This window comes from Gemmiger formicilis (genome assembly GCF_016901605.1).
GTDB lineage: Bacteria > Bacillota > Clostridia > Oscillospirales > Ruminococcaceae > Gemmiger > Gemmiger formicilis_B.
This window is the reverse complement of sequence record NZ_JACJKP010000149.1, coordinates 1-7,781: the sequence shown is the minus strand read 5'-3', so window position 1 is coordinate 7,781 and position 7,781 is coordinate 1. Positions and strand designations below refer to the sequence as shown.

At 58.9% G+C, this 7,781-nt stretch carries 6 protein-coding genes; 1 reads left to right on the top strand and 5 read right to left on the bottom strand.

Annotated elements, in window-relative coordinates:
- The 5 genes from H6B10_RS11065 to H6B10_RS11045 all read right to left on the bottom strand — a co-directional run.
- Positions 1-2,563 (bottom strand): CinA family protein (locus tag H6B10_RS11065; RefSeq protein WP_204651661.1); only part of this gene is annotated, 2,563 nt, incomplete at its 3' end.
- A 21-nt stretch (positions 2,564-2,584) separates the two neighbouring features.
- Positions 2,585-3,886 carry a competence/damage-inducible protein A gene (locus H6B10_RS11060; protein ID WP_204651660.1) on the bottom strand — a complete coding sequence of 434 codons (1,302 nt, stop codon included), beginning with the start codon at positions 3,884-3,886 and terminating at the stop codon, positions 2,585-2,587.
- A complete protein-coding gene (gene thiI, locus H6B10_RS11055; RefSeq protein WP_204651659.1) occupies positions 3,883-5,076 on the bottom strand; it encodes a tRNA uracil 4-sulfurtransferase ThiI in 1,194 nt (397 codons plus the stop codon). Before thiI ends, H6B10_RS11060 begins: the two co-directional genes overlap by 4 nt.
- Positions 5,077-5,099: 23 nt before the next feature.
- Positions 5,100-6,257 carry a cysteine desulfurase family protein gene (locus H6B10_RS11050; RefSeq protein ID WP_204651658.1) on the bottom strand — a complete coding sequence of 386 codons (1,158 nt, stop codon included), beginning with the start codon at positions 6,255-6,257 and terminating at the stop codon, positions 5,100-5,102.
- A 151-nt stretch (positions 6,258-6,408) separates the two neighbouring features.
- Positions 6,409-7,422 carry an aldo/keto reductase gene (locus H6B10_RS11045; protein WP_204651657.1) on the bottom strand — a complete coding sequence of 338 codons (1,014 nt, stop codon included), beginning with the start codon at positions 7,420-7,422 and terminating at the stop codon, positions 6,409-6,411.
- A 164-nt stretch (positions 7,423-7,586) separates the two neighbouring features.
- Between H6B10_RS11045 and H6B10_RS11040 the strand changes: the two genes are divergently transcribed.
- The coding region (locus tag H6B10_RS11040) for a pyrroline-5-carboxylate reductase family protein (RefSeq protein WP_204651656.1) at positions 7,587-7,781 on the top strand (195 nt) is incomplete at its 3' end.

The window sequence follows — 7,781 nt, the reverse complement described above, 5'->3', positions numbered from 1 at the left end:
GAGCCTCCGTCGGTGCCGGGGTTTCGGTCGGTACCGGAGTTGCCGTGATCTGGTCCACGGTTACGGTCTGTTCCGGCAGACCGCCTTCGGCGCCCTGGTTCAGATCGGATTCCGTCGCATTGCTGGAGCCTGCCACGTCGGTCAGACCGGCCAACAGTTTATCTGTACTGGCCACCAGCGCATCCGTCTGCGCCTGCATATCGGCAATCTGAGAATCCAGATCGGTACCGGAATCCTCTTCTTCCGATGCCTGGGCATTGTTGCGGTTGGCCGCACTGGCGGCACTTTGCTGGGCATAACGGTCCACGCTGGCACTCAGCAAACTGCTGACCGTGGGCATCGGCTGGTTTTTGCGCTGATACTGCAGCGCAGTGAGAAGCGGTTCTTCGGTGGCCGTGATGGATGCACCATCCAATGCCGCCGATTCCTCTTCTTCAATCAACCGCCCTGTGGCACAAAGCAGCACACCTTCCTCACTGGTGTGGCTGGTCACCGTCAGAAAATGGGAACGGTCTCCGATTTCCACATCGGTCTGCCACAGGCTGCGCGCCTGAATGCCCGCCACAAAAGAAAGATAATCGTAATAATTGGAAAGATCGGTGCTGCCGTACAGATCAAACGCGCCGTCCCCTTCCTCATTCGGGTCCAGATAATACACCGAGACGATTTTGAACCGATAGGTGCCGCTTTCCAGATACAAGGTAAAGCCGCTGTTGTCCTTGATGACCTCTTCCTGCGCGAGAGCGGAGAAAGTATCCCCGGTGGATTCCAGCACGGTGTTCCCAGGAGAATCCAGATCCAAAGAGCTGGCGGTGGCAAACCGAACAAGCTCGGTCTGTGTTCCATCCTCGTTGGTTTCCGGTTCTGTTCCGGCAGCATATACCAGCGTACCATCCATACCGGGCCATCCAAGATAACCGGTTACCCCCGGACGTTTTTCCAGTGCATTGTTCAGGTACGCTTCTGCTGTTTCATCGTAGGTGGTAGTGCCGTAGTTCTTGGCCGCCGGGCGGGTGCCCAGATCATGGCTGAAGAACCACCACAGGCCCACTGCACCGGCCAGAATCACCAAAACGATCAGCACCAGTACCATGGTAACGGTACGCTTGCGTCGGCGTTCCGTGCGTTCAATCATGGCCAGACTGCGGTTCCGGATGCTGGCAGCTTCCGAAGTTTCCGGACGTTCCCGCCGCTTGGAAGACGTCCCTCCTGCCTTGCGGCGCTCGGCCTTTGCCTGCGCTGCCGCCAGTTCCGCCTCGTCTTCTTCCGAGAAAAGGCGGGTAGCCGCCCGGGTGAAATCCTCCGCCGTGGAGGTACGCCCTGCCGCCGCATCCGCTTCGTCAGCAGCCTGCGCTGCGGCCAGGGCTTCGGGATCGATCTCTGCGGAGAAATCCGGAATTTCCTCATCCAGAATGGAAGGTGCCGGTGCCCGGTCTTCCTCGTGGTCATCGTAAAGAGATACCGTGCCGGTATCCAAGGCTGCGCCGCGGCGCCGCCGCGATGTGCTGGCCGCCTGCGGCCCCGCTGTTTCGATGTTCAGCGGATCGGTATTGGGTTGAGGCTGGGTGAGAAGATCTGTTTCAAACTGGATTGTTCCTACCGGCCCTGTGGCCGAAACATCGGGCGCAGCTCCTGCGCCGCGGTGAATTGCGGAAGTATGCAGGGTGCGCGTAGCGGAAACCGGCGTTTCCGGAGGCATCTCTGGTTCTGCCGTATCAAAATCCATCATCGGCTCAAAATCCGCCGTATGGTCTGCCTCCTGCGTGGCCGGTGTGCGGCGCCGCAAAGAGAAGCGGACCGTGTTGCCCCGTTCCCGTCCGGCTTCCGAAACGATCAGAAGCGGATGGTCTTTGCCGGGGCGGAAGGTAATGCAGGAGTCGGTCAGCCGCAGACCCTGCAGGCGGCGGCGCAGCAGGTCCAGAATCTGGTTGCCGATGGACGCATCGTTGAGGTCCGGCGGCAGCGCACAGGCAGCCGCCCCGTGCCGGTCGCAGATCAGCACAAAGGGGCACTGCCCTACCGTGGAAGGCATATAGGCAGCCGCAAAATCCGCCCCTGTAACCTGCAATGCCGAAAGTGCCCGCCCTGCGGCGGCCTGCACTACATCCCCGGGGAATTTTTTGAGCAGCTGTTCCGGCACTTTGATCTGACGCTGGTGCTGTGCGTGGGCATAGCTTTCGGTGCCAAAATCAAACACCGCCTCGCTGTGCTGCAGCGGCTGCAGCAGATCACCGAGAATCCGTCCCGTTGTTTCGTCCACCGCCACCAGCAGCTTCCGCTTTTGCAGCAGCAAGTCCAGCGTTGCCTGTGCCAGGCTTGTTTCTCCGGTGGCAAAAACATCATCGCCAAACTTGGCGTTGAGTTTTTGTACCCACTTATCACAATACTGCTCAGCCATCGCCCGGTTGGGTGCGCTGACCTGTACGCAGACGGCAAACTCGCCGTCCCGTTCCAGCAGGCGCAGACCCGGACAGCCGTCTGCCCGGGCTTGCCGCAGCACCGCCGATACCTCGGCGGAGGTGGGGCCAAAAACGCGCAAAATTTTCAATTGAGTGTTGACCATGATGTGCCTTTCTTTGCGTTGCTAAATATCAATCTGTGCAGAGGGAGTATTGGGGGTGACTGCCATACCGTCCGGCACCGGCAGTCCCAGCGCCATACGGCGCATCAGATCCAGCGCGTACAGCGCCGCGCGGGTACGGATGATACCCCGGTCATGGTAACCGCCCAGCGTCAGGCGCATGAGCCAGCCTGTATTGGTCCGGGTATCGGCCCCGGCCAGATAGACCGTGCCCACCGGTTTGCCCGGCAAGGCGCCGCCGGGACCCGCCAGACCGGTAATACCTACCGCCAGTTCCGCACCGGCAGCCCGGGCCGCCCCAAAGGCCATTGCCACCGCCACCGGGCCGGAAACTACGTTGTATTGTGCAATAAGGGCGGCATCCACCCCCAGCAGTTTTTGTTTGGCAGCTTCGGCGTAGGTAACAAAGCCGAAACCAAATACTTCACTGGACCCCGGCACATTGGTCAGCCGTTCAGCCACCATACCGCCGGTACAGCTTTCGGCCGTGGCAACATGCAGTCCTTTTTCCCGCAGGACCCGCACCACGGTATATTCCAGCGCGGGCACATCCACGTCATAGGCGGCATCGCCCAGAATGGCCCGGAATTTTTCCAGATATTCATTGCAGGCACGTTCCGCCGCCTCTGCCGTGGCTTCCCGCGCCGTTACACGGATCTCGCTTTCCCCCGTCTTGCAGTAAATGGCTGCGGTGGGGTTACTGCTCTCAAACAGCGGCGCCACCTTACTGGCAATGCTGCTTTCGCCGCCCAGCACCCGCAGTGTGCGGGAATGGATGGTGCAGTTCTGCCGCCGCTGCAAAGCGGGCCGGACCTGCTCGGTCCACATGGCTTTCATCTCCCGGGGGACACCGGGCATCAATACGGCGCAGTGCCCCTGGGAGTCTTCAAACCAGGCGCCGGGTGCCGTGCCGTGGTCGTTGATGACCTTGTGACCGTTGACGGGGACCATAGCCTGCTTACGGTTGTTGGAAGTTGGGGTGCGATTGGTGCGGGCAAAGAATGCCACGATCTTCTCCCACTCATCCTCATCAAAACGGAGCGTATCCCCGAAGGCTTCGGCCACCGTTTCTTTGGTGAGGTCATCCTCCGTAGGGCCAAGACCGCCGGAAAACACCAGCAGGTCACTGCGGGAACGCGCCTGATTGACCAGTTCCCGCAGCCGCTGGGGATTGTCCCCGATCACATGCTGATGCAGAACACTGATTCCCAGTTCTGCCAGTTCCCGGCTGAGGTACTGCGCATTGGTGTTGACAATGTCCCCCAGCAGCAGCTCCGTTCCCACGCAAATGATTTCTGCCGTCACAGCAAATCATCCTCTCCCATACGAATGGCGATTTTTTCCACCTGTTCCGCCGCTTCGGTTTCCAGTGCTGCCAGTTCCGGCATTGCTTCCTCGGCGGCCAGGATCTCGGCCAGGGTGGGATTGGTCTTGGGATGGGGCGGCGTAAAGATGGTGCAGCAATCCTCGTAAGGCTCAATGGAGGTTTCGAAGGTGCCGATCTTGCGGGAAATCGAGATGATCTCGGTTTTGTCCATACCGATGCAGGGGCGCAGAACCGGCAGATCCTGGGCTGCATCGGTGCAGGCCAGCGCCGCCATGGTCTGGCTGGCCACCTGGGCCAGGCTTTCGCCGGTGATCAGCGCCTGCAGTTCCAGTTTATCGGCCACCTGCTTGGCGATCCGCAGCATGCTGCGGCGCATCAGCACCGTGAACAGCACATCGGGGGCATGATCCCGGATGTATTCCTGCGGCTTGGTATAGGGCACCACAAACAGTGTGCAATTGCCGGTATACTCCACCAGTTCCTTGGCCAGTTTCTGGACCTTGAGCTTGGCCCGCAGGCTGGTGTAAGGCGGGCTGGCGAAATGAATATGATGCAATGCCAGACCGCGGCGCGCCATGCACCAGGCTGCCACGGGGCTGTCGATACCACCCGAGAGCAGGTTCAGCGCCCGGCCGCTGGTGCCTACCGGCAAACCGCCGGCGGCGTCCACCTTGGGGCCGTGCACATACGCAGCATGATCCCGGATTTCCACCATGATCTCCAGCTGCGGATGATGTACATCCACCCGCAGATGATGGTGCTTGCCCAGCAGATAAGCCCCCAGTTCCCGGCAGATTTCCGGGCTCTTCATCGGGTAGGATTTATCGGCGCGCTTGGCTTCCACCTTAAAGGTGCGCAGCCCGCGCAATGTCTGGCCCAGGTAGGCTTCGGCCGTTTCGCAGATGGCAGAGAAATCCTTGCTGCACTCCACCGCACGGCTCAGTTTGACAATGCCAAACACATGGGAAACGCGGCGAAACGCTTCTTCGATATCAAGGTCTTCCTCCATAGGTTCGATAAAAACCGTGCTCTGGGCCTGGTACACTTTAAACTTGCCCAGCGGTTCCAACCGCCAACGGATGATTTTGGCAAGGCGTGCTTCGAACTTGCCGCGATTCAGCCCTTTCAGGGTCATTTCGCCCTGATAGGCCAGAATAATTTCTTTCATAGGATCGCCTTTCCGTTGAAAATTCAGATATGCTGCAGACTCTTCAGACCGTTGGACAAACCGTCCAGCAGCGCGTCCACATCCTCGTCGGTGTTTTCTGCGCAGAAACTGACGCGCAGCGCCGTCTGGATAATCCGGTCATCGCAGCCCATTGCCTGCAGGGTATGGCTGGGTTCGCCCTTGTCGCAGGCACTGCCACCCGAAACCAGCACCCCGCGGGTGTTCAGATAATTGATAAAGGTCTGGCTGTTGATACATCCCGTGGAGAAGTTGACCACTTCCGGCACGGCATCTTCCGGCGAATTGATGATGATGCCGGGCATATTGGCAAGACCTTCCCGCAGGCGGTGGCTCAGCTTGGCAATATGCGCCTCCCGGGTCCGCATGGCCTGGTAACCCTTGGCGGCAGCCAGGCCCAGCCCCACGATATACGGCGTATTTTCAGTGCCGGGGCGCAGGCCGCGTTCCTGATGGCCGCCATGGTACGGCGGGCACAACGTCTGACGCTGGCTGTCCCGGATGAACAGCGCACCGATGCCTTTGGGGGCATGGATCTTATGGCCGGAAACGGCCAGCGTATCCACCCCGGCCCACTTTTGCAGGTCAATGGGGATTCGCAGCCATGCCTGCACCGCATCCACATGGAAATGGGTGCGGTTGTTGCGCGCCTTGATTCCCGCTGCCAGGGCCGCAATGTCCTGCACAACGCCGGTTTCGTTATTGACGGCCATGCAGGAAGCCAGCACTGTGTTTTTATCCACAGCCGCCAGGAATTTCTGCACGTCCAGATGTCCGTCGGCTTCCGGCAGGATCTCCACTACCTGAAAACCTTCGTTTTTCAGTGCACGAACCGCAAGCTGTACACTGGGGTGTTCGAATCCGGACACCACGATCTTGTTGCCCCAATGCCGCCGGGGCATGGCTGCGCCCCACACAGCCATATTGTTGCCTTCTGTACCGCAGCCGGTAAAGTACACTTCGTCACTGCGGCAATGCAGTGTTTTGGCAATCCTTGCACGGGCATTTTCGATGCCATCCTGGGCAGCCACCGCCGGGTCATACAGGCTGCTGGGATTGGCCCACAGTTCCACCAGCGCATCGTGGATGACCTCGGTAACGGCCGGGTCGATGCGGGTGGTCGCGGCATTATCCAGATAATGAAGCTGGGGGTCGGAAAGCATACTGATTCCTCACATTTTTGCACAAAATTATACAGGATAAATTATACACGCCCGCCGGGAGAAAAACAACAGGGCTCACAAAATTTTTTCCGGATTTTGGCACAGAAAAACTGCGGAACGCCCGGAAGCATTCCGCAGTAAAAAGAAACGTTTATTCGCCGAAATCTTCCGCAGCTTTTTTCATCATGCTGCGGATGGGCAGGTTGTAGGGGCAGCGCGTTTCGCAGGCACCGCACTCCACACAGGCGCTTGCCTTGACCGGAAGCGTTGCATACCGTTCACGGCCCCAGCCTTCCAGGCCGTAGCGGTTGAGATACCCCTGGAACAGGAACACGTTGGGAATGGAGATGCCCACCGTGCAGGGAGCGCAGTAGTTGCAGCGGCGGCAGAACTGGGTGCCCAGCATATCGCGCACCTTCTGGCAGGCGGCCTGCTCTTCCTCTGTCAGCGGCGCAATGTTTTCGGCGCCCTTCACATTGCCTTCCAGCTCCTCCGGGGCTGCCATGCCGGGGATGGCCACCGTCACAGACGGGTTGGATAGCACATACCGCAGCGCCAGACGGCCGTCTTCAATGGCACCGCCCGCAAGGGGTTTCATATCAATAAAGCCTTTGCCCGCTTTGGCACAGCGGTCGATCAGCTCTGCCCCCTGCTGTTCCACAATGTTATAAGGGAACATGATGGTTTCGATTTCCGGCACGGCAAGGGCCGCTTCAAACACAGCTGCCAGATGCGCCGTCAGACCGATATGCCCTACCACGCCTTTGGCTTTGGCCTCCAGCAGTGCTTCCATGGAACCGCCCGGGGCCAAAATCTTCTGCAGGTCTTCCATGCTGGGGTTATGGAACTGATACAGTTCAATGTGGTCGGTGCGCAGATTTTCCAGGCTCTTGGCCAGTTCCGCTTCCATCTCCGCCTTGGTCAATGCCCGGCATTTTGTCGCCAGAACAAAGGAATCCCGCAGGCCCAGTTCTTCCAGCGACTGCCCGATCCACGCTTCGCTGACCGTATAGGCACGTGCCGTGTCAATGTAGTTGATGCCCGCCTCATGGGCCGCCTTGAGCAGTTCCCGGGTACCGGGCTGGTCAATGCGCTGGATGGGAATACCCCCAAATCCCAAACGGGAAACCTTCAGGCCGGTCTGGCCCAGTTGTACATATTGCATTCTGTTCGCCTCGTTTTTTAGATTTATTGCCTTCCGATTTATTATAACAAATTCTTTGCGGATTTCCAGCCCCTTCTACCTTTTAATTGACAAAAGCGACCCGGTGCGCTACCATTACGTATATATTATCAGTATACAGGCCGACATAAGAGGGGGAAACTACCATGAAATACGGGTTTATTGGCTGCGGTAACATGGGCGGTGCCGTCGCACGGGCCGTCTGCAAAGGTGCCGGTGCCGGCGATGTTCTGCTGGCCAACCGCACCCCTGCCAAAGCACAGGCTTTGGCGGAAGAACTTGGCTGCGCCTGCGGCACCAACGAACAGGTAGCCAGTATCTGTGATTTTATCTTTTTGGGC